This window comes from Acinetobacter sp. YH12205 (assembly GCF_013418125.1).
Classification (GTDB): domain Bacteria; phylum Pseudomonadota; class Gammaproteobacteria; order Pseudomonadales; family Moraxellaceae; genus Acinetobacter; species Acinetobacter towneri.
This window is the reverse complement of record NZ_VPCQ01000002.1, coordinates 116265-143112: the sequence shown is the minus strand read 5'-3', so window position 1 is coordinate 143112 and position 26848 is coordinate 116265. Positions and strand designations below refer to the sequence as shown.

Below are 26848 nucleotides of genomic sequence, written 5' to 3'. Positions count from 1 at the left end.
TTTAGACTAGCGCAGTATTTATTAAGATAAGTCATTATTTTTATGTACAAAAGTGACCTTTATTATAAAGATCAAAATAAGGTGCATATTCCTGCATAAACCTACCACCTATTCCTATTCGTTCCCTACCACTCATTCCTATTCCAAGTCGGCCACTTAGGGTTTATTCAGTAATAGAATTACAAGAAGAATGAACCTCATAAAAAGTATTCAAATGCCAATATTGCACAACAGCGCTACTTATATCATTTAGCGATGAACTGATTTACGATTACGTTCGATGATCGATTAAAAAATCGAACTTACACAAAATAATTTACAGGCTCTAAAATACGTTTAGTACTTTTAGCAGTATCAATAACAATACCACCACCTTTCTTCGCAACCGTTACCATCCCTGTACTAATCGCTGCTGAAAGACCATTGAGTGCTGTTGTCATCTCCTAATTTTGGTGGGTATTTAGCCTTATCGACTACAGCCCCTTAATTAATTACTTCAAGAAAATCATCTATTAAATTGAGTAAATCTAGACTTTTACATTTAGAAAAAATTACCTTATTTACAATGTTATCTTTGTATTCAAAAAAATGATCTTCATATAAAAACCAAGTAAAATAAATAGTATTATTATTCCTTGCTGCCCTTTTACTGAAATCATCAAAGGTTTCTTCTAAAGTGATTCTGTAATTCTCAGATAATAAACCTTTAGGATAGAAAAATTTTTTACAATTTTCATCATTTATCACATTGCTATAATAGTAATTATCATTTAGTGAGTTTTTTAGTGAATTTATAAAGCTAGTCACATAAGTAGGAGAGTCTAAAGTTCCTAGATACTCCCCCTCAATACATAAACGCAATGGGATGAAATTACTATTCTGATAATTTCCATCAAACTCTATAAAAACTTGATCGTTTCCAATTCTATTCATTTGCTATCTACCATTTTTATCAAGTCAGAAGGGACATCAGAAATCTTGATATTTCGTTCCTTTCCTGAGGACGTAATACCTTTTGTCGAACCATTCCAATGGAAATTGCCATTACCATCATCTTGAAACCTATGATAAATGACCTTCCCATCTTTATTTTCAATTGCCCATCTATTTTTGGATCACTATCAATTTTTACACTGTTTTCCCATAATTTTACATGATTGTCAGGAATTATTGCTTTAGTAGAGTTATAAGGCATATTTCCATCTTTCAAGTCATGATGTCCTGGATTTTCATAATATTGTGTTTCAACATTAATAACTTTATCTTTAGTTGATGGCTTGGTGCCTTCGACTATGTAATTACCAATAGTATTATTACTTTCGTCCTTATGTATGCCTAAAATCAGCAAAAAATCTATTTTTTAAATTCAGTAATATTAATAGGCTGATCTTTGACTAACTCAAGTACTCCTTCACCACCTTTAAAGTGAATAGATACACCATCATCATTGCTCAGTAAAATACCGCTACCAGATACAGCACGTTTTAAATGATAAACTGTGTCTGAATTATCTACCATTTCTGCAGTTTCAAAATTATCTGAAGATTTTAATTCAATGGTTAAATCTTTTGGGCCATTAAAATAAATAACTTGTGTTTCTGCAGGTGCATTACTTTGTACTTTTTCTTGGCTCACTTCATTATTTAAATTTGAGTTACATCCCATTAAACCGAATGCAAGTAATGTTGCCCCTAAAATATATTTCATTTTTGTACCTTTTCTAAAAAATTGAAGCAAACTTATACTAATGACTTTAACTTTTGATAAAAAGATGGAATTACACTTTTATACTAAATTTTACTGAAAGTAATGAAGCTAAAGTTGACTAAATAAATCAGGAATTGTCTTCTTTAAAAATTAATGCAAAAAAATATAGCAATATATGTTTCTTTAAATAAAACCTACATACACTCACATTCCTTGATCTTGAATTATTGTACGCTCATGTCATCTTAATTTTTGAATTTCAGCTATGAGTAAAAATAAAATGTACGATGCTCAGGTTTTACAGCAACAATATGAGCAATGGCATGATTTACATCGACAGATGCGAGAAGCGCAGCAAAAATGGCAAGCTGCAGAAAAGCTCTGGCAAGAATTACAGGCCTATTATCAAAGTGAACAATGGCTTGAGGATTATGAAAATGCGCCTGAACTTAGCTGCCGCGAAGGGGAATATTCTATATTATCGCAAGATACGCTATGGAATGCTTTAGAAGAGCGTCGCCAACATGCAATTGATTGGATGAAACTGAGTTTAAGTGTGATTGAGAATTAAACTTAATCCAAACTTACATCTAATTTATTTTGATCAATAAAACTATCATCACAGTTTTATTCAGTAAATTTACTGCATATTTAATCAGTTATGTTATTTTGAGTTGGTTTGAAGAAATTAAAAACGAGTATCAACATGAAAAAGTTATATAGTGTTTTGGCTGTTTTAAGTGTGGCAACTTTAGCTGCGTGTAGTAATCAGCCTATCAATGAACAAACTCAGGTGCCACAGACCATGCAAAATTGTGTCCCAGAATCTGCTGCGCAGTTAGTTGGTAAAACAGGTTTGACTGAAACACAAATTAAAGCGCTTACCCGAGCTGAAATTGTGAGAATGGTTACACCAGGTCAGCCTGTAACAATCGATTATCGTATGAATCGCGTCACTGTGGTGGTCGATCCGAAAACTAAAATTATTCTACAAGCTTCTTGCGGCTAAACAATTTTAAGAAATTTTCTCAATATTACCCTGAAAATTTGCTCTGATTTTCAGGGTTTTGCGTTTTAATCAGCCAATCACTCAAAATTAAAGGACTACAGTGTTAATATATCGGTTGTCATAAAATTTTAGATCAGGTCAGATAATGCACTTATTTATGTGTTTGAAAAATCAAGGAAATACACATTGATGCAAGCCTTGAATATATCGACACGCTTAGGTGGATTCTACTTTTTCTACTACGCAATTGTTGGGACGTTTTTGCCTTTTTGGAGCCTGTATTTAGAAGATCAGGGCTTTAATTATCAGGAAATTGGTGTTTTATCTTCTATTGCCATTTTAACGCGCTTTTTCGCGCCTTTTATTTGGGGATGGATTGCCGATAAATCAGGCAAACGGATGCTTTTGGTGCGCATCGCAACTTGGATGGAAGCCAGTATTTGGTTACTGATTTTTATTGTTCCGAATAGCTTTCAGTCTGTTGCATTACTCATGCTAATTTTTAGCTTTTTCCAAAACGCAATTTTGGCACAATTTGAAGGCGTGACTTTGTTTTGGTTGGGCGAGAAACGTGCGGAACTCTATGGCAAAGTGCGTAAATGGGGCTCTATAGGTTTTATTGTCGGGGTTTTTGGCATAGGTGCTATTTTGGAAATTATACCAATCTCCATGTTACCGATGTTGCTACTCAGTATTTCTTTACTGGCATTTCTATGGTCATTCAGTATTCAAGAACCAAGCTCCGCACCCATTGCACAAAAACAACTTGAACCCTTATTGCCTATTTTAAAGCGCCCAGTAGTCTATTCATTTTTTATAATTGAATTGATTTTACTGTTTTCGCATGCGCCATTTTATAGTTTCTACAGTAATTTTTTAAGTCAGGCAGGCTTTAGCACAAGTCAGATCGGTTTCTTGTGGTCTGTCGGAGTGATTGCTGAAATTATTATGTTTGCCTACGCAAGTTTGTTTTTAAAGCGTTGGTCTTGGCGTTCACTGGTTGCTGTATGTTTAATTTTGACAGGCTTACGCTGGGTAATTGTCGGTTTATTTCCATCCATATTTTTTGCGCAATTTTTTGCACAAAGTGTTCATGCCTTTAGTTTTGGCTTATTTCATATCATTGCCATGCGGGTGATTTTTCAAAACTTTTCTGCAGGGCAACAAGGTCGCGGGCAAGCACTTTACAGTACCATGTGGGGGTTAGGGGTTGCACTGGGGAGTATTTTGGCAGGGCATTATTGGGATATTGTTTCAGGCGAATGGATTTTTATTTTTGCAGGATTATCTACACTGATTGGTCTGTGTTTTATTTGGGGATTGCCAAAGCAATTAGAATCGCAGTTAATGTCGAGCGATACCAAAGCCTAGATTGGTGATTTTGCAGTGATACCGTTCTTTTATCAAAAATAGAAGCAAGCAAAGTTGGATGGGTATAGTTTGCTTGCTTCTTACTAATTGATTGCTACATTAAATACGGATTTTAGCGTATTGCTGCCACCACGGTTGAGCTGCTTCGAGTTGTACAGCCAGTTGTAAAAGCACATCTTCACGTGCAAAAGGCGCAATAAACTGCGAACCCAATGGTAAGTTATCTTTATTCCAATACAAAGGCACAGACATTGCAGGCAGCCCTGTAATATTGGCAAGTTGAGTAAATGGCACCCATTTTAGGTTTTCTTTGACAATGCGGTCGACCAATTTACCTTGCGCTAACCAATGTGCTTTACCTGCATGTAATAGTGTTTTTAAAATTGGTTTTTGCCATGCAGGAGTTTTAACTTCGCCATTTTTCGGTGCAACTGAAGCTGTTGCAGGGATGAGGTATAAATCATAACGCTCAAAGAATTGATTCATTTGCGCGACATATACCCCCCAATTATTCAAATTGCGAATGTAATCTACTGACGTGGTTTTTGCGCCAAAGGCAGCCAAAGCCAAAGAGTCGAGCTCAAAATTATCGGAATGATTTGGCAGGCGAGTTTGAATTTCAGCAATTAAATAAGCAAATTGGCTAAACCATGTGGTAATAAAATCTTTGGCCAATTGCATACCATCAATAGCCGGACGGTCTTCAACAACTTCATGCCCTAAAGATTCTAAAAGCTGTACGGTTTTTTGAATGGCATTGATCGCATCTTGTGAAACAGCTGTACCAATCGGAGATTGGGTCGAATATGCGATTCTTAATTTTTTTGGCGCTTGCTGAATTGCATCTAAATAACTGCGTTCAGGAGCTTCAATTTTAAACAGTGAATGACCATCTGCGCCATGTGTTGCATCGAGCATTGCCGCACTGTCACGTACACTTTTACTTAAAATATGTTGCATTGCTGCACCATGCATGGCTTCACTGAGTTGCGGCCCCCACGGGGTGCGTCCACGACTTGGTTTTAAACCAAACAAACCACAGTAAGATGCAGGAATACGAATTGAACCACCGCCATCACTTGCCCCTGCAATCGGTACAATACCTGCTGCAACAGCAGACGCAGAACCACCAGAAGAACCACCACTATTGTGTTTCAAATTCCATGGGTTTTTACACGCACCCCAAGCATTTGGCTCGGTAATCCCTTTAATCCCAAACTCAGGCGTGTTGGTACGCCCAAAGGTAACGATTCCGCTATTTTCCCAACGATTTACAATTTCTGCATTTTGTTCTGCAAGATGATGCGCACGTTTTAAACCCTGACAACCAAATGAAGTCGGATAGCCTGCATATTGTTGAAATAAGTCTTTGACTAAAAAGGGCACACCTGCAAATGGGCCTGTTAATTTTGTTTGTGTGCGCTGCCGTGCATGTTCATGCATAGGAATAATAATGGCATTTAATTGTGGATTCGTTTGTTCAGCACGTTGTAACGCAATATCTAATAATTCTGAGGCCTGAACATCCTTTTTGGCAACCAGCTCTGCCAAGCCTAAAGCATCATATTGGAGGTATTCTGCAAGTTTCATTTCAATCCTGAAAATCTGTATTGTCAAATTGATGTTGTATGCTATTTTTGTTTAAGAAGCAAGAATGACCCGATTACGACCTTGCATTTTTGCCTGATATAGCGCCTGATCTGCCTGAATAATTAAATCTTGTAAAGGGAGATTGGTAGGTAAGTGTGTATGTGACACGCCCATGCTTACTGTAAAGTGAATGGGTTCAAGGTTTTCTAAATTTAACGCTTGATGTTCAATACACATACGAATACGTTCTGCAATGCGTTGAGTTTTATTTAAGTTATTATTGTTCAGCAAAATAATGAACTCTTCACCACCAATGCGACAAAATAAATCGTGATCACGTAAATTGCTTTTAACGATGTTAGAGAGATGTTGCAAAGCACGGTCACCGACATAATGCCCATATTGATCATTCATTTTTTTAAAATCGTCGATATCTAACATAATTAAAGACAATGAATGATTGTTTTTATGCTTTAAAGCTTTTTCACTTAACTGAGTAAAACTACGGCGGTTCAGTGTTTCGGTTAAACTGTCATGATTTGCCAAATACAATACTTCTCTATACAACTGATTTCGGTTTTGGCTAATCACACATAAAATTAACGTGGCAAGACCTAAAATAATTAAACCCACACGAATAGAAATAATGGTGGTTAAATAACTCGAATTCACTTGATCTATAAACAAGCCTGTGACGCTGTGATACAGAGTTAAACAGACCAAGCTATTAATCAGTGCCAAATTAAAAAGTTGATAGCTGGCAGCTGCCCAAATTAATGCAGCCAATGGATACAACAATGCACCTGGTCCATAAAAAATATGGGTGCAGGCGATAGAGATCAGTAATGCAAAAAAGGGCAAGATATCCTGAATTTGAGTTTCTTTAGCATATTGATTATTTATAAGTTTTTTGAATTTAGACCAGCCTGGGGCAGCCAAAATTAAAGGTAAGACAATTACCGCATTTAAAATTTCACCAGACCACCAAGTAAAAAAATCAATCCAACGATTTTCTTTTAACATAAAGGTGTGCGGCAAATTTGGCAGCAGAAGAATGGCAAATAAAGCCCCAAAGAAACAGCCTAAAGTTACAGCAATAATATGTGGATATAGCTCTGACACATTATTATTGCTCGCTGGAAGTTTAGCGCGGGCAAAATTAAAGAAAAACAACCCACTAAAAACAGCTACAAAGTTGGAAAGCGTTAAACCTAGCGTCATCAGGAAAGTATTGTCTGTGACCAAATCGGCGCCCATATAGCCAAAAAAAGCACCCAAAATTCCACCAAAACTTTTTAAAGATGGAAAGCGAATGAGTAGCCCCAACAAGAGGGCGTTGCTTGGCCAAAAAAAAGAAAAGTAGCTAAGTGGGCGAGTAAAAATACCCAATAAACAAGAAAAAAATACCACAACGGCTAGCAGTCCAAAGGCAAATATTTGCTTTTGAGTCGAAGATATAGTTTGCGGTATGCTAAAGTTTTGCAAGTACTAAACTCACTTTTGCAATGGGTTGATAATTAAGAAAAAAACTTGAATGAGTGTGACGTTCACAACAGAAAGGCGATCATATCAAATAACCATTACCTACAAAGTCGATTAAATGTAAACTAAGTCACATTTTCGTTAAATAAAATTGTTGTCTTATGTTTATGCTTGCAGATTTGGATTAAAAATATGCTAAGTTGTCTAAACGGTTTATATCTTTAAATAAATGTATGAAAAAAATATATCTAACCACAGTTTTAAGCTTATGTTCTGTCTGCGCGATTGCGAATGAAAATACAACAATAGATTCAGCCAAGTTAACGCCAGTAGCAGCAGAAACGACCAATAAATTTCGTGTGGTGACCCGTCCAGAAATTGTGGGGCTGTGGGGCATGCAAATCCCAAATAATCGTAAATGTATTGAATATTACAACTTTAAAAGTAATAGCGATGTGGTGATTAAAAGCGGTCAAGAATGGTCTGCAGGTGTATATGATTATCAACCTTCACAAGACCCTGCAAATTCGTTACCGGCTTTAATTTTGCAAGTTAAATATGACAATAATGAAGTGGATTGTTCTGGATATCAGGAAGACCAAACAGGGGACATTTCACAATATTTTGTAAAATGGAAAAATGCGCACACCATTAATTTCTGTAGTAATGAAAAAGCAGAACAATGTTTTGCGACGTTGTACCGCGTCCTGCCTTAAACTTTTCATTATTTGGTCTATTAGAGATCTTTTATAAACTCGTACCCCTCATCCTGTAGCGCGTGTATTGATCATCTAGAGCGCTAAAGCACAAAAGTAGTGAATTTCAATCTTTCATTAGACGAATTATTGATGATCATTTTTCGAATCCAGAATCAATTAACAAGAGCGACACATTTTAGTGAGTTGAAAAGTTAGGTGAATTCTTAGAATCATTAGACTTTTTCAACCGGCAATGACCTTATTACATAAATTTGGAGCAAGCTGTGATTTAAAGGTTTGAGGAAATTTAAATATAATTAAAACATAGTGTTAGATATTTGTTTCAACAAAGCTCTTACAAATAAGACTTTATTTTCTCTTATTCATATACGAGTGTACGAGTGCATTTTAATTTAATGAAAATTTTATCGTCTTGCTGAAAATAAAAACGGCTACTGAGCCATGCAAGCATTTTGCGACACATGGCTCAGCAATAAATCCATAATTATGCCTCGTCAATTTCTAAAGGATTTAGACTTTGGACAGAACTTGCTTTAAATGGTGCAGCAATTTGCTTTAAATCTGAACCCGATGGGGCTTGATACACTTTTAAGCCAAACTCCGGAATAATTGCCAGCAAATGATCAAAAATATCGGATTGAATACTTTCATATTCTTTCCATGCAGTGGTTTTGGTAAAGGCATAAATTTCTAGTGGTAAACCTTCACTGCTTGGCTGTAGTTGACGAATAATCAATGACTGAGATTGATTAATGCCAGGATGCTGTTTCAGATAAAACTCAACATAGGCGCGGAAAGTCCCTAAATTGGTTAAACGGCGTTGGTTGTATTGTGATTGATTTGCTAACTGCTGATTAAACTGCTCAATTTCTTCATTTTTGCTATGTAAATATTGATCCAATAACAAAAACTCTTTAAGTTTGCTTTGTTCATGTTCAGTCATAAAGTGCACAGAACTTTGATCAATTAAAATGGCACGTTTAATACGTCGGGCACCAGCTTCCTGCATGCCACGCCAGTTTTTAAAGGTATCGGTAATGAGTTTATTGGTTGGAATAGTGGTCAGGGTTTTATCCCAGTTTTGCACGGTGACTGTATGTAATGACATATCAATGACATCACCATCGGCATTTAAAGAAGGCATTTCAATCCAGTCACCAATCCGTACCATATCGTAGGAAGAAATTTGTACCGAAGCCACTAGAGATAAAATGGTATTTTGGAAAACCAACATCAAAACAGCAGCCATCGCACCAAAACCTGCGAGTAAGGTAAACACATCTTTTTTCAGGAAAGTGCCTAAAATCATGAGGGCACAGACCACATAAATAATGAGTTTAACTAACTGCAAATAGCCCTTAATTGGCTTGTTGCGTGACTTAGGGTTGCGTTGATAGAACAGGTTAAAAATATTTAAAAATTCAGAAATTGCCAATGCAATGGTCAGGAATATAAAGGCTTGCGCACCCATTTGCACAAAGCTTTCTACTTTATCTGACAAATGCGGTACGGTGGTGATGCCGTTCATAATCACGACAGCTGGGACAATGTTGGCAATACGTCGGATGACACTATGCTGTGAAATAATTTCACTATTGGCAAAGGTCATTTTAGAAATCAGTTTGCGAATCCCGCGCACTACAATTTGCTTGGCAATAAAGTTGGCTAAAATTGCCAGTAGAATCACAATACTGAGTGAGGTCAGCATTTCTAACCAAGGGTATTGGTTATACCATTCCTGAATATTTTGAATAAAATTAAATTCTTGCAAAAGGTCCTCGCTTTAAGGTTGCTGATTTTCGTCTGCACGGCACTTAGAATTTTGGCCTGCAATTCACCTTAATTCTTCATTGATGTATGAAATTGTTAGATAGTGTATCGACTAAAGTTTAAATTTGAAGGCTGAGTAACTTTTTGCTACATTTCAATTATTTGTTTTTACTGAAAGTTTTCAATCAAGTTGCAGTCATAATAAAAAAGCCAGTACAGATACTGGCTTTGAATAGATACCTAGCATAAATATTTGCATAAATACTTGCGTGATCTACCACATTAAATCATCTGGAATCACATAGGCTGCGTATGGATCTTCTTCATCTGTCGTGGCTTCATTTTTCTCGGCATTATTGACAATAATAAAGCCTTCCATTTTGCTATTAATACGTTCAGCTAAAGCTTTAGGCAGGAACGCATAACTGTCATTTTCTTTGGCAATCACCAAACTACCTGCCACGAGTGCATTGTAAATTTGTTGATTGATATACACTTTTTTAATCTTGCCATCTAAAAACTGATAAGCCACTTCACCATCGGTATCACGAATTTTATGCTGCTGAATCATTTGCATAATTGCTGCTTTCAGTTCTTTTTCCTGTAAAGCGGCTTTCTTTTCTTGCTCAATAGCTTGGTCTTTGGCGAGTTTTTCTTGCTGTGCCTGTGCAATTTTGGCTTTCACTTCAGCATCTTTACTTTCACCTGTGCGCTGTTCGTGTAAGGTTTGTTTAGACAGTTTTTTTGCCTTTTTATTATCGACTAAACCCGCTTTGAGCAATTGTGCCTGTAGTGCATTTTTAACCATGATAATTTCCGAAACTTAATGTTGAAGATGTCGATAGCGAAAATAAATAATCCAATACACCAAACTCAAACTTAGGCTGAGTCCTGCAGGTACCAGAAAAGAATTCAGTTTAAATGTAGGATAAATGGCTGCAGCGAGTAATCCACCCACAAAGAAACCAATTAAAATCAGTAGGTGTAAAACAATACGTCTTTTTTCAACTTGTAAGCCCCGCACTCGATAACCGAGGGCTAAGCCTAAATCGGTCAATACCCCAGATAAATGTGTGGTGCGGATGATGGTGCCTTTATAGTAGCTGATCATGGCATTTTGTATGCCCATGGCAACTGACGCCCAAAGCAGGGCATAACGTGGGAAATAAGGCAATAATACCCAGCAGATTAAAATAAAAAAAGCCACCAAACTCATGGGAAAACCATAGCGACGCCCTAAGCGAAAATTGCTATTTCCTAAAATGACGCCGCTATAAAATGAGCCAATCACATAGCACAAAATCACCAGAAACAAGAAAATCATGGCTTCTGGTTTCCAGTCGATTAGCGCCATCGCCAAGATACTAACGTTACCAGTCATGTGCGAAACGGACTGGTGCAATACGGTCACCAATCCGAGTACGTTAATAATTCCAGCATTGACGGCTAGAAAAAAAGCACCAAATTGCACCCAAAGGGGTAAAGTTTGAAAAGGCATAATGGATGATTGCGTAAGTTTCCTAACGCATTGTATCTTAACTCAAACCACGGTCAACCGCAGTAGTAAATAGCACATCGGTAGATGAGTTAAGTGCAGTTTCGGTTGAATCTTGCAATACGCTAATGACCATACCAATTGCAACAACTTGCATGGCAATATCTGAAGAAATACCAAATAAGCCACACGCTACAGGAATCAGCAGTAACGAGCCGCCCGCAACGCCTGAAGCACCACAGGCCGACACCGTTGCAACCACAGATAAAATCAGCATGGTGCTAAAATCGACAGAAATTCCTAAAGTATTTACCGCAGCTAAGGTCAAAACGGTAATGGTGACCGATGCGCCTGCCATGTTAATTACTGCACCTAACGGAATTGCAACACTCGCGGTTGATTCCTGTACGCCTAAACGCTTGGCTAAGTCTAAATTGACAGGGATATTGGCTGCAGAACTACGGGTAAAGAAAGCAGTAATGCCACTTTCGCGTAAGCATTGAAAAACTAAAGGATAAGGATTGCTGCGGGTCACAAATGCCACCATGATTGGGTTGATGACCAACGCGACAAAGAACATCGTACCTAACAAGACTGCCAATAATTGAGCATAACTGGCTAAGGTGCTCAAGCCTGCATCGGCAAATGTCACGGCAACCAAGCCAAAAATACCGAAAGGCGCAAAGTTAATCACCAAGCGAATAACGCGATTGACTGCATTGGCTGCATCATTCAACAATGCTTTGGTGGACTCTGTAGCATGGCGGAAGGCAATCCCTAAAGCCACAGCCCAAGCCAAAATACCAATAAAGTTGGCTTCGGCAATGGCAACTACAGGGTTAGCAACAAAACTAAGTAAAAGATTTTTCAAAATTTCAGCAAGACTGCCCGGCGGGGTTAATTCTGACTGTGTTGCAACATCTAAAAATAATGTACTTGGGAAAAGCGTACTTGCAATAACTGCACTGAGCGCAGCCAAGAACATACCAATCGCATACATCAGCATAATCGGTTTGATATAAGCATTGCTGCTTCCAATTTTAAAATTGGCAATCGATGCCATGACCAAAATAAACACTAAAATTGGCGCAACAGACTTTAGGGCTTTAATAAATAAATCACCCAAAAGGCTTAAATAAGGCGCAGATTCTGGAAATAAAATTGCAACAGCCACACCGAGTACAATTGCAATCATAATTCGGGAGACTAAACTCAAACGCAAAAAAGCTGAAAACATACGAAAATAAGGTAAAAGAAAAGCGGCTATTTTATACTGAAATATCCATGTGCTTAAAAATAATTTTGATTTAAAAGTTAAGTCTATATTTTTAAAAGTGATATTTATTAAACTGTTTAAATTTCAGCAAGATAAAAGTACTCATTGATCAAAAAGTATGTGTGTTGAACATCCAGTTTTAAAGATAAAATTAAAGATCAATTTCTTGATCTTTAAGTCAGTTCAGGCGCAAGCTCTTGCATGGCTAAATAATGTGAAAAAAAAACTTTTCCATTTAAATGCTGCAAAAGTTTTGAGTGTTGTAATTTGTCCATTACCGGGCCTTTAATTTCAGAAAAATGCAGACAAATATTCAATTTTTTTAGTTCAAGATTTAAATCTTCCAGCATTTCGAGTGCGCTTAAATCAATACTGCTAATACTCGAACAATTCACCACTACATGCTTTAACTGAGGGTTTTGGCTGACTTGATTAATAAAAAAGCCTTTTAAAGTATTGGCATTTAAAAAGGTTAGATTTTCATCAATTCGCATGGATAGCACGTGTGGCGCGGTACGCACTTGATGCCGCTGAATATTACGAAAATGTTGTGTGCCTTCAAGTAAACCAATTACCGCAATATGTGGTCGGCTAATACGCCACAACATTAGAATAAAGGTGGACACAATCCCAATAATTAAACCTGTCGAAATATCAATGAATACAACACCAAAGAACGTCACCCACATGGCCAGACCATCGGCTTTGGAATAACGCCAAGTTTCTTTAAAAGATTGGAACTCGACCAGTTTCCAAATTGAAACAATAATGGTTGCAGCCAAAACAGCCAGTGGTAAGTCTTGGAAAAATCCCGTGAAGTATAAACTGACAATAACAATCACGATGGAGGTAAATACACCTGCCATTGGTGTTTTTGCACCTGCATCGGCATTGACCACGGTACGCGACAAACTGCCTGTGACGGGAAAAGAGGAGCTAACACCTGCGCCAAAATTGGCTAAACCGAGTGCAATCAGTTCCTGATTGCTATTTAAGTGACTACGTTGTTGTAAGGCGGTGGCTTGCGCAATAGACAGAGATTCCACAAAACTGATCATGGCAATCATGGCTGCGCCAGGAAGGAGTTGTAGAACAAGTTGTGCATTCCATTCAGGGAATTGAATAGGCGGAAATCCTGAAGGAATTTCTCCGACTGTTTTAATGCCGATTTGTTGCAAATGCAATGAATAAACCAAAGCAATTGAACCGATCACCAATACCAATGGCAAGGCTTTTAAGATAAAGCCGCTACCTCGAACACGCTCACGAATGGCATTACTGTTGATGATTTTAGGGGCATAAATTAGAAATAAAATGGCAGCAACACCCAAGAGCACGCTATAAAAATGGGTTTGTCCCATATATTTCCAAAAGCTGTATAAGAACTCAGGTAAGTTATTGGCTTTAAGGGGGATGTCTAACACAAATTTAAGCTGTCCAATCGCAATCATTAATGCAGAGGCAATAATGAAGCTTTTAATAACAGGATGGCTAATGAGTTGAATTAAAAAACCGAAGCGAAAAATCCCTAAAAGTAGCGAAATAATGCCGACCATCACAGCAAGTAAACAGGCTGCTTGAATATAAGCTGCCGAGCCGACTTCAAATAATGGATTGAGCGTCGCAAAGGTCATCATGGAAATAATGGCGACTGGGCCAATGGACAAGGTTGGACTGCCACCAACCAAGGCGTACATGATCATGGGGATCACGCTGGCATATAAACCCATGACAGGAGGTAAACCTGCAAGCATGGCATAAGCCATCCCTTGAGGTACAAGCATGGCAATGACGATAAACGCAGACAGCAGATCAGATTTCAATGTTTCTGCATTGTATTTTCGCAGCCATTGCCAAGCAGGCAGTACACGAGCCAAACGTGAATTGAAATCTGACATACTGAAATCTAAATCATAAATTTAGATATATTATGAACAAAAAATGCTAAGAAGTCTTTGAAATAGCAGGAGAGTATTCAAGTTTTATGGTGATGCCTGATAATACAGGCATTATCATTTAGTCCTGCGGGCAATAAAGTGCATATAGGGTATTAAGTACCTGCACCATTTTTTCATCTTTAATTGAATAAAAAATTTGCTTGCCATCACGGCGGGTATTCACCACATCACTTTTACGCAGCATCATTAATTGTTGCGATAAAGTAGGCTGATGAATTTGAGTTATTTCTTCAATTTGCGATACGTTTAATTCTTGTTGAGATAAATGACAAAGAATTAAAAGACGGTCACTATTCGCCAAAGATTTTAAAATTCCAACAACGGTATCCGCAGATTCACGCATTGATGTGATTTCAAGACCATCGTTCATTGTTTTATTCTCTTAATTTACAGCTAACCCAATATATATTAGGCGGGAGTGGAAGATAAATTATATAACATAAATCATTATTTATATATGAGAACAAGTATCATTTAAGAAAAGATATCAGCCAATCATAAATAATGGCCTGATATTCTAATCAAAAAATTGATAAAAAAGTGGCTGAGTTACAATAAAACCTATTTTTTCACCTGTTCAAAACTTTTTAATTCTTTCTCACTAAATTCACTCGATGCAGCTAATAACTCGTGAATTTCTGGGTTATACCAAGCAAAGTATTCAGACATTTTGGCACTAAAAGTATCATCTAGGCTTATCTGCGCAGCATTGTGTTGCAACAAGGCTTGCTGATCTAAACTGCTGATAAAACTTTTTAAGGTGGCACTATCAAAATAATATGCAGACTTAAATTGTGCAGAATCTGCAGCGCGTTGTAATACGGTTTTGGTCATTTTTTCCAAAACTTTCAGATTTAAAGGGATGTGTGCGCTATAACGCTGCAAAAGCCCTTGAATCAATACGAAATTATTTAAACTTGGTTTTGCCAGTTCAGCTAAGGCATAGAGTTCATGCTGTGTAGCTGGGTTCGGCTGTAATTGCAGATTTGCTTCTGTAACCCAATTTTGCTGAATAAAGTACGCCACAATTTTTTCGATTTCTTGAGAAAGTTCTTGCGCCGTCCATGCCAAGAAAAACTCTTGCTTCAAATATGGATAAATCGCCTGCAGTTTTTGCATTAAATCTGCGCATGATAATGCTAAATTTTGTTCATTAAACTGCTGCACAATTAATGCTACACACGCAGGCAAAATAAAGCAGTGCAAAATATTATTGCTAAAATAGCTCAATAAGATTTTTTGGCTTTCTGCGACTCGAATCTGTTCTACACCATCTTGGTTATAACGCTCAACTTGTTTAAGTTTTAGCGCATATTCAATAATTTCTTGTGGATTTAAACCCGTAATAATCATACGTGGGTCGTAGCACAATTGTTTGAGCAAACGTCGATATTGTTCAATTCGGGCGAGCAGCTCATCTTGTTTCAATGCATGCTGATCGGCATTTAATAAAATCAGAGAGATGAGGGCGATTGGGTTAATCACCACCGCTTTATTGATATTTTCCAAGATTGCATGCGCAGTATGATCTACCGTGTGAATCACAGAGGTCGGTAGTTCATCATTTATGTTCAGTTTTACATCGCGTGCTTGGTTGGCAGTTAAAACATCATCTAAAAATACAGGTTCGCCAAAGTTGACATAGACCTGACCAAAGACTTTTTCAATTTTACGGGCAGAGTTTAAAATACCCCATAAAGATTCGGCTTCTTTCGGTTTGCCGTTTAATTCATTTAAATAAGATGTGCCTTCAATCAGTTTTTCATAACCAAAATACGTTGGAATAAATGCAATTGGTTTGGTTGCTCCGCGTAAATGGCTTTGAATGGTCATCGACAACATGCCTTTTTTCGGCGGTAACAATAAACCTGTACGTGAGCGTCCACCTTCAATGAAGTATTCGAGTGGGGTGTTGCGTGACAATAAACTGTGTAAATATTCTTTAAATACCGAGGTGTATAATTCATTGCCGCTGAAAGTACGGCGAATAAAATACGCACCTGCACCACGCATTAATTGACCCACAATTGGTAAATTTAAATTAATACCTGCTGCAATATGCGGCACCATCAAGCCACGATTAAAAATCACATAAGACAGCAACAAATAGTCGATGTGGCTACGATGACAAGGGGTATAGACGATTTCATAGTCTTTGGCGAGTTCGCGTACCGTGTCAAAGTGATGCACTTCAATGCCATCATAGAGCTGTGTCCAAAGCTTGGTCAGTGCCAGTTCAGCAAAACGCAAAGTCGAATAAGAAAAGTCCGATACAATTTCAGTTAAATAGCTTTTAGCACGGTTTTCTGCTTCAAACATACTGACTTTTTGTTCGATACTTTCTTTACGAATAGCTTGTTGTACTGCTTCACTTTTCATCAACGCATGAATCAAATTACGGCGGTCAGATAAGTCTGGGCCTAAAATCGCTTCTTTGTGTTGATTAAAATTGTGTTCCAGATGTTGCTCAATAAAGTGCGCAGGCGATAAGTGTGGTTGTTGTTGTGTGGCTTGTTCAATAAGCTGACGTAAGGAAATTGCTTTATGAAACTCGATGTAGTTATCACGTGAATAGAGCGAAATATTAATGGTTTGTTTAAGCTTGTTTGGCGTAGACCATGCATCGGCAAATAATGCTTTAAACCAAGAGTCTTCGTATTCGGGTGAACGTCCCCAAAGTACAGTTACGGGAACTAACAACACATCATGTTCAGGATGTTGCTCTAAGGTTTCAATGAGTCGAATCAATTTAGCAGAGTAGTGATAAGCACTGTGCTGTGGGTTTTTCTCACGCAAGACCAAAATGGAATCGTCTTCCTGATGCTCGGCAATGTTTAAAGGCGCATACACAGAAGGTAAACCACGAGATTGCGTCTGCTGATCAATCAATACGGTATTGCTGAGAGAGGCATCTTGCAGCACATAACAAAATTGTGTTTTTTCAGAGCTTTGTGCAACACGATGTTCTAATTCTGCAGTCGTGCCTAATACTTGTGGCGTCACAATCTTATCTAAGATTTTTTTAGTGAAATTACGATAAAGCTGACTGTAACGTTTATTAGACATTGCATTCCCTACATTTTGTTATGTGTTGCTATTGTCAAAAAATAAATAGCAAATTTCAAACCCAAGTGCCGAGAAAATCGACAATTAAACTGAGGTCGTCATCTCTTTATTCTAATTCGCATTTTGTTGAAAGCTAATCATATTTTTGTATAAAACAATTTTCGTGAAACATCGGCAAAAATTTTATAAAAAGGTATGATAATTTAAATTTTGTTTATATAGATATAACTTAGGGAATAATCATGACCACAGATGCAGCTTTTTCAACACCAGCAAATTTAGGGATTGCCGTATATAGCAATAATGCAGAAGCGATTGGTAACACGCCATTGGTACGCATTAACCGTTTAATTTCTGGCGATGCAACGGTTTTAGCCAAAGTGGAAAGCCGTAACCCTGCATTTTCTGTGAAATGCCGTATTGGTGCTGCTTTAATTGCCGATGCTGAAAAACGTGGCGTGTTAAAAGCAGGTATGCATATTGTAGAACCGACCAGTGGTAATACAGGAATCGCTTTGGCATTTGTAGCTGCAGCAAAAGGTTATGAGATTACACTAACGATGCCTGCAAGCATGAGTATTGAGCGCCGTAAGGTGTTGAAAGCGTTGGGTGCAAATTTGGTGCTGACTGAGCCTGCAAAAGGTATGAAAGGCGCGGTGGATGAAGCAGAGCGTTTGGCAACCGAACATCCTGAAACTTATTATTTGCCGCAGCAGTTTAATAACCCTGCCAATCCGCAAATTCATGAAGAAACCACAGGCCCAGAAATTTGGGCAGCAACAGGCGGCAAGGTCGATATTCTTGTTGCAGGTGTAGGTACAGGCGGTACGATTTCTGGTATTTCGCGTTATTTCAAAAAGGTAAAAGGTCAGGCATTGCATACTGTTGCAGTCGAGCCTGCTGAATCTCCAATTATCGCTCAGGCCAAGCGTGGTGAAGCCATTACGCCTGCACCACATAAAATTCAGGGGATTGGCGCTAACTTTATTCCAAAAAACCTAGATTTAGATTTGGTGGATGAAGTGATTGCGATTGAAAGTGCTGAAGCAATTGACTGGGCGCGTAAAACAGCAACCCAAGAAGGTATTTTAGTCGGTATTTCAAGTGGTGCAGCAATGGCTGCTGCTGCAAAATTGGCGGCACGTCCTGAAAATGCAGATAAAAATATTGTGGTGATTTTACCTGACAGTGGTGAGCGTTATTTATCTTCAGTATTATTTGAAGATATTAGTGCAGAATGATGTGTCTTTAGACAGTCAAAAGAATTTGAAAAATCCCAAAGTTTGAACTTTGGGATTTTTTATTTAGAGAATAAATTTATGAGGTGAGTTAATACGTTCTGAAAAGCAAATTTCTTTCTACTTAGACGCTAATATTTAGCGGGATCAGCAATGAATCCAACGAAGCTAACTATGTAAAAATCAAACAATCGCAGATACTTTATCTGGCGTCATCAGTGCTTGATTAATATATAGCTTGATTAAGCGTTCACGTGACCCAATAGCTTTTTGATAATGGGTAGAATTGAGTAATAACGACGCACCATAAGTTACTGTCCAAATATAAGACAGATAATCACGGATCGACATCGCGCTGTTAAAGGACTCTAAATAGGCTTGGGTGATGTCCTTAATTTCTAAAATACGCTGCTCACGAATATCGTATAACTGTTCAAACAATTCATTTAGTTTACGTTCATTATTGGTTAAGCGTTCTTCAATCGAGTGCAGCAAAATCGTACGGTTGGAATTAAGCATGTTATACAGCATGTACTGCGAAACATAAGTTTGAAAGTTATGGTGATACTGTTTGGAAATATCCAATAAACGCTGTTCATTTAAAATAATTAACTCTAAATAGAGCTGATTTTTACTTTTGAAATATTTATAAATTGTGCCTTTGGCAATATCTAACTCTGCAGCCAACTCACTTAATGTAATATCATTATGATTTTCCAGTAATAAAACCTCAGCCATTGCCAAAATTTTCTCTTTACGACGTCGGAAATTTTCTTGGCGTAGAGTCGTCATCAATCAATATTCCAATTACAACCAATTAAGCATGTTGGAGTCTAGTGCAGTTTGAGCAACTTGAAAATAGCACCAAGGTCTTGAAAAGGTAAGTTTTAACGTATGTTCATCAGTGAACCAATGAATTTAAAAAATATCATGTGAAAAATAGCACAATCCATAAGCCAAATCGGTTGTCAATAAAACTGAACCAAACAGGTCATTTTAGTGAAATAAAATTGGATTTCTAAAACTTTTATTCTATTTTTCATAAGCAAGGCCTAAAAGTCTAAGATCAATCAAGCATAGCAATTCAGCACTTTGCGAGATTGCAATGCTCATCTTTTGATTTACATTTAACGTGAATTACTTGCTAACTCACAGGGATGTTATTTGTAATTTTAAAAAGCATGGCTTTTACGGTAATCACTTTAAAAAGACGGTAATAAGGGACTAAAAATGATTGTAATTGTAGATGCTGTACGTACCGCAATGGGCGGCTTTCAAGGTTCACTGGCAAGTTGTACAGCACCCGATTTAGGCGCGGTTGCAATTCAACACGCAGTTGCACGTGCAGGTTTAAGTGGGACTGACATTGATGAAGTAATTTTTGGTTGTGTATTGCCTGCAGGTTTGAAGCAAGGCCCTGCACGTCAGGCGATGCGTCAAGCGGGTTTACCCGATAGTACAGGTGCAACCACCATCAATAAAATTTGTGGCTCTGGCATGAAAGCTGTTATGCAGGCAGCCGATGCTATTCAGGCAGGTTCAGCGCAGATTGTGGTCGCTGGCGGTATGGAATCTATGTCGAATGCGCCGTATTTGCTAGATAAAGCACGTGCAGGTTTCCGTATGGGACACGGCAAAGTCACAGACCACATGTTTCAGGAAGGTTTAGAAGATGCTGAAACAGGCTTGTCGATGGGCGTGCTGGCGCAAGACATGGCAGACAAGAAAAACTATACCCGTGAGCAGCAGGATGAATACGCAATTCGCTCTTTAAACCGCGCGGTAGAAGCCATTCAAAACGGTTATTTTAAAAATGAAATCGTGCCTGTCACTGTTCATTCACGTAAAGGTGATGTGATTGTCGATCAGGATGAACAACCGTTAAATGCCAAAGTCGATAAAATTAGCAGTTTGCGTCCCGCATTTAAAAAAGATGGCACGATTACAGCCGCCAATGCCAGCTCTATTTCAGATGGCGCATCTGCTCTGGTGATTACATCAGATGTGGTTGCGGCAGAGCGTGGCTTAAAACCGCTTGCAAAAGTTGTGGCATACGCGACACATTCACAACATCCTTCTGAGTTTACTCTTGCTCCTGTAGGGGCGATTCAAAAAGTGCTAGATAAAGCAGGGTGGTCGGTTGCCGATGTAGATTTGTGGGAAATTAATGAAGCCTTTGCCATGGTAACCATGCTTGCGATAGATGCTTTTGATTTAGACCCTGCCAAAGTGAATATTCAGGGTGGTGCATGTGCTTTGGGGCATCCTCTAGGTTCTTCAGGTTCACGTATTATTGTGACGCTCATTCATGCATTGCAACGTATAGGCGCGAAAAAAGGCGTGGCATCTTTATGTATTGGCGGTGGTGAAGCCACAGCGATTGCGGTGGAGTTAGTTTAAGTCCAGCTCGTCTAACTGCAGATTCATCTATAAAAAATAGAGTTCTCGAAAGAACTCTATTTTTTTAACTTTTAACTTTTAACTTATTAACAATAACAATGAAGTTTTATGCTTGGATAAACTGCTTCACTGCTTGGTTAAATTCATTTGGCAATTCTACGTTAGAAATGTGCGATGCATTGATTTCAAACAATTGGCTATTGGCAATACGTTCAACCATAAATTGACCATCGACAACTGTTGTCACAGGGTCTTGCTGACCTGCAACCACTAAAACAGGCACGGTGATGTCTTTAAGTTGTTCACGTACATCCGCTTTAGCCAAAGCTTCGCAACAGCTCGCATAACCTTCGGCGCTGCCAGCTGCCAAGTCGTTTTGAAGATTGTTGACCACTGTCGCGTTGCTTTGGATAAAGGGTTCAGTAAACCAGCGTGATGCTGCAGTCGAAGCAATCGGTTGTAAACCTTGTTCACGTACCGATGCGGCACGGTCATTCCAAGCCTGTTCTTGACCAATTTTTGCCGCAGTATTACACACCACCACCTGATTAAAACGTTCAGGGCGATGAATCGCTAACCATTGACCTGTTAAACCGCCCATAGAAATACCACAGAATGCCGCTTTTTCAACATTTAAGTGATCGAGTAGATTTACAACATCTTGACCCAATTGATCAATGCTATATGGACCTTGCGGAGCTGATGATGCACCGTGACCACGTGTGTCGTAGCAAATTACAAAAAAGTCTTGCTGGAAAAAATCAATCTGTGCTTGCCACATTTTGAAGTTTGTACCCAGCGAGTTTGAAAAAATCAGTGCAGGTTTTGTAGCATCACCAAAAGTTTGGTAATTGATTTGCGCATCATTTGAGGTAAAAGTTGGCATTTTTTTTTAAATCCTTAATCTTATAAATCCCCCTAAATCCCCCTTTATGAAAGGGGGACTTTTAATGAGGATTAAACACGTTCAATGATCAAAGCAATACCTTGACCAACACCAATACACATTGAACATAAACCGTATTTACCGCCAGTTTGTTCAAGTTGGTTCAGTGCTGTAGTGACTAAACGCGCACCAGATGCACCAAGTGGGTGACCTAAAGCAATTGCACCACCGTTTGGATTGACTTTCTCTGAACCATCTTCAATGCCTAAGTCACGAGTACATGCTAATGCTTGTGCAGCAAAGGCTTCGTTCAGTTCAATCACGTCCATTTGTTCAATGGTCAAACCTGTTTGTGCCAACAATTTTTTGATTGCAGGCGCAGGACCAAAGCCCATAATACGTGGTTCAACACCAACAACAGTTGAAGCAATGATTTTGGCACGTGGTTTTAAGCCGTGTTGTGCAACCGCTTCTTCAGAAGCAATCAGTAGGGCAGCCGCACCATCGTTAATACCTGACGCGTTACCTGCAGTCACAGTACCGTCTGCTTTTACCACTGGCTTTAATTTTGCCAATGCTTCTGCTGTGGTTGATGCACGTGGATGTTCGTCTGCAGCAACAACGACAGGCTCGCCTTTACGTTGTGGAATTTCCACTGCAATAATTTCTTTGTCAAAGAAACCGCGTGCTTGTGCAGCAGCAGTACGTTGTTGGCTGGTTAGAGCAAACAAGTCTTGATCGGCACGGTTAATATTGAACTGTTCCGCTACATTTTCAGCAGTTTGCGGCATAGTTTCTACGCCGTACATTTCTTTGAGTTTCGGGTTAATGAAACGCCAGCCCATTGTGGTGTCTTCAATTTTTTGACTACGACCATAAGCAGATTCTGATTTACCCATCACAAATGGAGCGCGGCTCATTGATTCAACACCACCTGCAATAATCAGGTTTGCTTCACCTGCTTTAATTGCACGTGCGGCCATTGCAATTGCGTCTAGCGATGAACCACATAAACGGTTTACAGTGGTTGCTGGCACTTGGTACGGTAAACCTGCTAAAAGTGCAGACATACGACCCACGTTACGGTTGTCTTCACCTGCTTGGTTGGCACAGCCGTAAATCACGTCATCAACTTGTTCCCAGTTTACAGATGGATTGCGTTGCATAAGTGCTTTGATCGGTAATGCGCCTAAGTCATCAGCACGGACTGGAGCTAAACCACCTGCATAACGACCAAATGGGGTACGGATGGCATCGACGATATATGCGTTTTTCATATTTTATTTTCCAAATATCTTAATCTCTCCCAACCTCCCTTTAAAAAAGGGAGGAGATTCCCACCTAAAATTACTTGATGGAAGTCCCCCTTTGAAAAAGGGGGATTTAGGGGGATTAAAAATTATATTTAAAGACGATTAAGCCTGAGTCGCATCAATCAGCTTTGCACCAGTCAATGACTGTAATTCTTCAAAGCTCAAGCCTTCAACTTTTTCAAGAACTTTCATGCCTTCAGGAGTTACGTCAATCACACATAAGTCAGTGTAAATGCGGTCTACACATTTCAAGCCAGTTGCTGGGTAAGTCAATTCAGCCACGATTTTTGGTTCACCTTTTTTGGTGACGTGATCGGTTGTGATAAAGACTTTTTTCGCACCAACGGCTAAGTCCATTGCGCCACCAACAGCAGGAATCGCATCTGGCGCACCTGTGTGCCAGTTTGCCAAGTCGCCATTTTCAGCCACTTGGAATGCACCCAATACTGCGATGTCTAAGTGACCGCCACGCATCATGGCAAAAGAGTCACCATGATGGAAGAATGAGCCGCCTGTTAGCATGGTCACGAATTCTTTACCTGCGTTGATTAACTCAGGGTCTTCTTCACCTGCAGGAGGTGGTGGACCGAAAGCCAATAAACCGTTTTCAGAGTGTAAGAATACGTCTTTGTCTGAAGGCAGGTAGTTTGAAATTTTAGTTGGTAAGCCAATGCCGAGGTTGACATAAGCACCGTCTGGAATGTCTTGTGCCACACGTTCAGCGATTTGATCACGTGTTAATTTGGTATAGCTCATGATGTTCTCCTTCACGTGACAGTTATGCAGATTGTTCAGGTTGTTTTGCGCCAACGGCAACAACGTGCTGAACGAAAATACCCGGAGTGATGATGTGTTCAGGATCTAACGCGCCTAACTCAACCACTTCAGAAACCTGTGCAATTGTCACATCGGCAGCCATCGCCATGATTGGGCCAAAGTTACGTGCAGATTTACGGTACACCAAGTTACCCCAACGGTCGCCTTGCTGTGCTTTAATTAAAGCAAAGTCTGCGCGGATTGGGTTTTCTAGTACGTAGTCTTTACCTTCATAATTTAAGGTTGGTTTGCCTTCTGCAAGTAAAGTACCAAAACCTGTAGGGGTATAGATTGGACCTAGACCCATACCTGCAGCCTGAATACGGCATGCCAAGTTACCTTGCGGCACCAGTTCAAGCTCGATTTTGCCTGCGCGGTAAAGTTCATCAAATACCCAAGAGTCAGACTGACGTGGGAATGAACAGATAATTTTACGTACCGCGCCAGCTTTTAGCAGTTTCGCTAAACCGTAGTCACCATTACCTGCGTTGTTGTTTACAATAATTAAATCTTTGATGCCAAGTTCAATCAAACCATCAATGAGTTCCGCTGGCTGACCTGCGGTACCAAAACCACCAATCATGATGGTTGAACCATCTTTAATTTGCGAAAGGACTTCTGTTAAAGAAGTTTGACTTTTATCAATCATAATGTGTCCTAGACAATTGCCTGTCCATTAACTTTTGGAACTTTGAGTTGAAGGTAGGGGTGCTGCTGAGTTGTCGCGTTTGGTTAATACCCAATGTGCGATCAAACCAATACAGATGCCCCAAAATACAGAACTTAGCCCTAAAAACTGCATGCCAGAGGCAGTTGCTAAAAAGGTGATGAGGGCTGCATCACGCTGTGATTCTTTACTCATTGCAACTGAAATATTGGTGGCAATTGCACCCAAAAGTGCAAGTCCAGCCAAAGCTGCAATCAGTTCTTTGGGCAATAGGCTAAATAGCATGACGATGCTACCCGCAAATAACCCACCTAAAATATAGAAAATACCGTTTGCAACACCTGCAATATATCGCTTTTCTTTCAGTTCGTGCGCATCTTTACCTAAGCATAATGCTGCAGTAATAGAGGCAAGTACAATGGTAATTCCTCCCACACACGCAACGGCAAGAGAAGCGATACTGGTCGCACTAATAATAGGCTTAGCAGGCATGTCATAACCGCTAATTTTAATAATTGCCATACCCGGTAAAAACTGCCCAGACAAGCTGACTAAAATTAAAGGTAATGCCAAGTTTAAGGTTGAATTCCACGTCCATTCAGGTGCAATAAACTGTGGAATTGCCAAACTAAAATTGGTGGTGACAGGGTTAATTTTACCCAGCATTAAGCTGAGTATAATGCCTGCAGCAAGCACCCAAATCATGGCATAACGTGGACTAAAACGCTTTGCCAATAAAAATACCGCTAGCATCCCAAATACAATGTATGGCAGGGTATCGGTTGCAGTAAATAAGCCTAAGCCAAATTGAACCAAAATACCTGCCATCATGCCTGCTGCGACTTCTTGCGGAATCCAAGACAGGAGTTTGTCAAAATAACCTGTGATTCCGATCAAAAAAATCACCACAGCAGAGGTGATGTAGGCTGCAACTGCTTCATTCAGGGTAATATCGGGAAACAGTGTGACCAGCAATGCGGTACCAGGTGCAGACCAAGCGGTGACCACAGGCACTTTGTATTTAATAGACAAAAAGATACCTGCGACAGCAGCACCAATAGAAATTCCCCAAATCCATGAAATCATCATGTCTGGGGAAACTTGGGCTTGCTGTGCCGCTTGGAAAAAGATGATCAATGGCCCTGAATAGGAGATCAGCACTGCTAAGAATCCTGCAACAGTGGCTGAAATTGACCAGTCATTTTTTAAAGTTTGGAACAGGTGACTCATTGACGATTTGCCTCCTTGCGTCAAGCAATGATCCTGTTGAAGTTGGTCATGATCTTGGCTTAGCCCTGATCACCACCACCTACAGGTACAACGGTACCTGTCATGTACGATGACTCATCAGAAGCAAGGAACAGAATCGCATTCACTTGTTCCTGAATGGTGCCATAGCGACCCAAGAAGGTACGATCAATGGTTTGATCGACCACTTGTTGCATCCACTCTTTTTCAGATTCAGAAAGTGGGTTGGCATTACGTGGCACTTTACGTGGTGGCGCTTCTGTACCGCCAGTTGCAATAGCATTCACACGAATACCATCTTTGGCATGTTCAAAGGCGAGGGAAGCGGTTAAACCGTTTACACCACCTTTAGACGCCGAATATGGCACGCGGTTAATACCACGTGTTGCAATTGAAGATACATTTACGATTGTACCTTTTTGATTCTTAATCATTTCTGGCAACACGGCACGGCAGCACCATAGGGTTGGGAACAATGAACGATTCACTTCCTTGATAATTTCTTCTTCAGAAAATTCTTCAAAAGGTTTCATCCAAATTGCACCGCCTACGTTGTTGATGAGCACATCAACACGACCATAGGTTTCAAGTGCTTTAGCAACCACAGATTCTGCACCTGCAAAAGTTTCAAGGTTGGCTTTTACGGTTACTGCATCGCCACCGTGTTCTTCAATTTCGGCCAACACTTCTTCTACATAGGGAGAAAGGTCTGCCATAACCACTTGGGCACCTTCACTTGCCACTTGTAAAGCCACACCGCGACCAATGCCTTGAGCGGCACCAGTCACGATTACAACTTTGTTTTCAAATCTTTTTGTGCGATTCATTGTATTCTCC

The 26848-nt window shown here is 39.3% G+C and carries 26 protein-coding genes; 6 read left to right on the top strand and 20 right to left on the bottom strand.

Features of this window, described 5'->3' with window-relative positions:
• Window positions 1-302 precede the first annotated feature (302 nt).
• From FTU92_RS03025 to FTU92_RS03010, 4 genes are read right to left on the bottom strand one after another with little or no spacing between them, the layout of a single operon-like run.
• Entirely contained in the window at window positions 303-440 is a 138-nt protein-coding gene (locus FTU92_RS03025; protein ID WP_158660382.1) for a hypothetical protein, read from the bottom strand.
• A 43-nt stretch (window positions 441-483) separates the two neighbouring features.
• Window positions 484-933 (bottom strand): hypothetical protein, encoded by a 450-nt coding sequence (locus FTU92_RS03020; RefSeq protein ID WP_180095598.1) that lies wholly within the window; start codon window positions 931-933, stop codon window positions 484-486.
• Between the two features lie 19 nt (window positions 934-952).
• Window positions 953-1348, bottom strand: coding sequence for a hypothetical protein (locus tag FTU92_RS03015; protein ID WP_180009214.1), 396 nt, complete (start codon window positions 1346-1348; stop codon window positions 953-955).
• 5 nt (window positions 1349-1353) lie between these two features.
• Window positions 1354-1707 carry a hypothetical protein gene (locus tag FTU92_RS03010; RefSeq protein ID WP_180062597.1) on the bottom strand — a complete coding sequence of 118 codons (354 nt, stop codon included), beginning with the start codon at window positions 1705-1707 and terminating at the stop codon, window positions 1354-1356.
• A 265-nt stretch (window positions 1708-1972) separates the two neighbouring features.
• Here FTU92_RS03010 and FTU92_RS03005 point away from each other — a divergent pair, with 265 nt between their 5' ends.
• The 3 genes from FTU92_RS03005 (at window position 1973) to FTU92_RS02995 (ending at window position 4087) form a co-directional block, all read left to right on the top strand.
• Complete coding sequence (locus tag FTU92_RS03005; protein ID WP_154320729.1) at window positions 1973-2278, top strand: DUF4298 domain-containing protein; 306 nt, start codon at window positions 1973-1975, stop codon at window positions 2276-2278.
• A gap of 135 nt (window positions 2279-2413) precedes the next feature.
• Window positions 2414-2716 carry an I78 family peptidase inhibitor gene (locus FTU92_RS03000; protein ID WP_180095596.1) on the top strand — a complete coding sequence of 101 codons (303 nt, stop codon included), beginning with the start codon at window positions 2414-2416 and terminating at the stop codon, window positions 2714-2716.
• Window positions 2717-2905: 189 nt separating this feature from the next.
• Window positions 2906-4087, top strand: coding sequence for an MFS transporter (locus FTU92_RS02995; protein WP_180005958.1), 1182 nt, complete (start codon window positions 2906-2908; stop codon window positions 4085-4087).
• A gap of 99 nt (window positions 4088-4186) precedes the next feature.
• Here the strand turns inward: FTU92_RS02995 and FTU92_RS02990 are convergent, their stop codons facing one another.
• Together FTU92_RS02990 and FTU92_RS02985 are read right to left on the bottom strand one after the other, a co-directional pair.
• Window positions 4187-5677: an amidase gene (locus tag FTU92_RS02990; protein WP_180095594.1), complete on the bottom strand. Its 1491-nt coding sequence runs from the start codon at window positions 5675-5677 to the stop codon at window positions 4187-4189.
• Window positions 5678-5728: 51 nt separating this feature from the next.
• Window positions 5729-7162 (bottom strand): GGDEF domain-containing protein, encoded by a 1434-nt coding sequence (locus FTU92_RS02985; protein ID WP_207973578.1) that lies wholly within the window; start codon window positions 7160-7162, stop codon window positions 5729-5731.
• A gap of 230 nt (window positions 7163-7392) precedes the next feature.
• Between FTU92_RS02985 and FTU92_RS02980 the strand changes: the two genes are divergently transcribed.
• Entirely contained in the window at window positions 7393-7875 is a 483-nt protein-coding gene (locus FTU92_RS02980) for a hypothetical protein (protein ID WP_004973490.1), read from the top strand.
• Between the two features lie 487 nt (window positions 7876-8362).
• On the opposite strand, the gene FTU92_RS02975 is transcribed toward FTU92_RS02980, so the two are convergent.
• From FTU92_RS02975 to plsB, 7 genes are all read right to left on the bottom strand, one after another.
• Window positions 8363-9649, bottom strand: a complete 1287-nt coding sequence (locus FTU92_RS02975; protein ID WP_096901601.1) for a mechanosensitive ion channel family protein — start codon at window positions 9647-9649, stop codon at window positions 8363-8365.
• A 273-nt stretch (window positions 9650-9922) separates the two neighbouring features.
• Window positions 9923-10456, bottom strand: coding sequence for a DUF2058 domain-containing protein (locus tag FTU92_RS02970; RefSeq protein WP_004973493.1), 534 nt, complete (start codon window positions 10454-10456; stop codon window positions 9923-9925).
• A 15-nt stretch (window positions 10457-10471) separates the two neighbouring features.
• The gene (locus FTU92_RS02965; RefSeq protein ID WP_004973496.1) at window positions 10472-11146 is read right to left on the bottom strand and encodes a YoaK family protein; all 675 of its coding nucleotides are present in this window, start codon (window positions 11144-11146) and stop codon (window positions 10472-10474) included.
• Between the two features lie 37 nt (window positions 11147-11183).
• On the bottom strand, window positions 11184-12380 hold the full coding sequence (gene sstT, locus FTU92_RS02960; protein WP_179988981.1) for a serine/threonine transporter SstT: 1197 nt from the start codon (window positions 12378-12380) through the stop codon (window positions 11184-11186).
• A 212-nt stretch (window positions 12381-12592) separates the two neighbouring features.
• Window positions 12593-14317 carry a SulP family inorganic anion transporter gene (locus FTU92_RS02955; RefSeq protein WP_179995730.1) on the bottom strand — a complete coding sequence of 575 codons (1725 nt, stop codon included), beginning with the start codon at window positions 14315-14317 and terminating at the stop codon, window positions 12593-12595.
• A gap of 118 nt (window positions 14318-14435) precedes the next feature.
• Entirely contained in the window at window positions 14436-14747 is a 312-nt protein-coding gene (locus FTU92_RS02950) for a metalloregulator ArsR/SmtB family transcription factor (RefSeq protein WP_154320733.1), read from the bottom strand.
• Window positions 14748-14938: 191 nt separating this feature from the next.
• Entirely contained in the window at window positions 14939-17443 is a 2505-nt protein-coding gene (gene plsB / locus FTU92_RS02945; protein WP_096901604.1) for a glycerol-3-phosphate 1-O-acyltransferase PlsB, read from the bottom strand.
• A 242-nt stretch (window positions 17444-17685) separates the two neighbouring features.
• Between plsB and cysK the strand changes: the two genes are divergently transcribed.
• Window positions 17686-18684: a cysteine synthase A gene (gene cysK, locus FTU92_RS02940; protein ID WP_179988979.1), complete on the top strand. Its 999-nt coding sequence runs from the start codon at window positions 17686-17688 to the stop codon at window positions 18682-18684.
• 180 nt (window positions 18685-18864) lie between these two features.
• On the opposite strand, the gene FTU92_RS02935 is transcribed toward cysK, so the two are convergent.
• Window positions 18865-19473, bottom strand: a complete 609-nt coding sequence (locus FTU92_RS02935) for a TetR/AcrR family transcriptional regulator (RefSeq protein WP_004973506.1) — start codon at window positions 19471-19473, stop codon at window positions 18865-18867.
• A gap of 438 nt (window positions 19474-19911) precedes the next feature.
• Between FTU92_RS02935 and FTU92_RS02930 the strand changes: the two genes are divergently transcribed.
• Window positions 19912-21081 (top strand): thiolase family protein, encoded by a 1170-nt coding sequence (locus FTU92_RS02930; protein WP_096901606.1) that lies wholly within the window; start codon window positions 19912-19914, stop codon window positions 21079-21081.
• A gap of 106 nt (window positions 21082-21187) precedes the next feature.
• Here the strand turns inward: FTU92_RS02930 and pcaD are convergent, their stop codons facing one another.
• The 6 genes from pcaD to benD form a co-directional block, all read right to left on the bottom strand.
• Window positions 21188-21967, bottom strand: coding sequence for a 3-oxoadipate enol-lactonase (gene pcaD / locus FTU92_RS02925; RefSeq protein ID WP_180095592.1), 780 nt, complete (start codon window positions 21965-21967; stop codon window positions 21188-21190).
• Window positions 21968-22038: 71 nt separating this feature from the next.
• On the bottom strand, window positions 22039-23244 hold the full coding sequence (gene pcaF / locus FTU92_RS02920; protein ID WP_070155120.1) for a 3-oxoadipyl-CoA thiolase: 1206 nt from the start codon (window positions 23242-23244) through the stop codon (window positions 22039-22041).
• A 138-nt stretch (window positions 23245-23382) separates the two neighbouring features.
• A complete protein-coding gene (locus FTU92_RS02915; protein ID WP_104851987.1) occupies window positions 23383-24036 on the bottom strand; it encodes a 3-oxoacid CoA-transferase subunit B in 654 nt (217 codons plus the stop codon).
• A gap of 22 nt (window positions 24037-24058) precedes the next feature.
• Window positions 24059-24745, bottom strand: coding sequence for a 3-oxoacid CoA-transferase subunit A (locus FTU92_RS02910; RefSeq protein WP_104851986.1), 687 nt, complete (start codon window positions 24743-24745; stop codon window positions 24059-24061).
• Between the two features lie 27 nt (window positions 24746-24772).
• Window positions 24773-25993: a benzoate/H(+) symporter BenE gene (gene benE / locus FTU92_RS02905; RefSeq protein WP_004973520.1), complete on the bottom strand. Its 1221-nt coding sequence runs from the start codon at window positions 25991-25993 to the stop codon at window positions 24773-24775.
• Between the two features lie 59 nt (window positions 25994-26052).
• A complete protein-coding gene (gene benD / locus FTU92_RS02900; protein ID WP_180095590.1) occupies window positions 26053-26838 on the bottom strand; it encodes a benzoate diol dehydrogenase BenD in 786 nt (261 codons plus the stop codon).
• Window positions 26839-26848 lie beyond the last annotated feature (10 nt).